This window comes from Streptomyces nanshensis (assembly GCF_001751255.1).
Taxonomy (GTDB): Bacteria; Actinomycetota; Actinomycetes; order Streptomycetales; family Streptomycetaceae; genus Streptomyces; species Streptomyces nanshensis_A.
In genome coordinates this window covers 1-809 of sequence record NZ_LJGW01000088.1, presented here as the reverse complement: position 1 = coordinate 809, position 809 = coordinate 1, and the positions used below count along the sequence as shown (strand labels likewise).

The 809-nt window shown below is 78.6% G+C and carries 1 protein-coding gene; it reads left to right on the top strand.

Annotated features, from left to right (window positions below; genetic code table 11):
• On the top strand, positions 1-809 hold an 809-nt coding region (locus AN218_RS04265; protein ID WP_141747455.1), incomplete at both ends, for a DAK2 domain-containing protein.

The window sequence follows — 809 nt, the reverse complement described above, 5'->3', positions numbered from 1 at the left end:
CGGGCGCTGCGGCGTGCCGCCGACTCCGCGTACGAGGCCGTCGCACACCCCGTCGAGGGGACGATGCTCACCGTGGCCGGAGCCGCGGCGGACGCCGCCGTACGGCACGCGGACTCCGACCCCGCCGCCGGCGCCGCGGACGTCGCACGCGCCGCACACGAGCGCTCACGCGAGGCGCTCGCCGAGACCACCGGGCAGCTCGACGTGCTGCGCCGTGCCGGGGTCGTCGACGCGGGCGGCAGCGGTCTGGTCGCCGTACTGGGCGCGCTGGCCGGGGCGCTGGAGGGCGGCTCGGGGTCGGAGGCGGAGGCGGACGGGACACAGAGCGAGCGCGCGCGTCCCCGTCCGTACGAGGCGCCGCGGCGCGACGAGCGGAACGACGGCGGCGGTGACGGTGACGGGAGCGGCGGCGCGTACGAGGTGATGTATCTCCTCGACGCGGACGACGCCGCGGTGGCCGCCCTCCGCGAACGCCTCGACGGCATGGGCGACTCGCTCGTCGTCGGCGGCGGTGACGGGCTGTGGAGCGTCCACGTCCACGTCGACGACGCGGGAGCGGCCGTGGAGGCGGGCCTCGGCGCGGGACGCCCGCACCGCATCCGCGTCACACATCTCGCGTCGGGCGGCGCCGCGTCGGCGGCCGGGGGCTGCCGTACCGCTCCGGTGGAAGCGGAAGCAGAAGCGGAAGCGCAACCGGACGCGGCCGCCGACCGTTCCGCCCCCTGCGCCCCCTCCGGCCGCCGCGGACGCGCCGTCGTCGCGGTGGTGCACGGCGACGGCCTCGCCGGGCTCTGCGAGGAGGCCGGAGC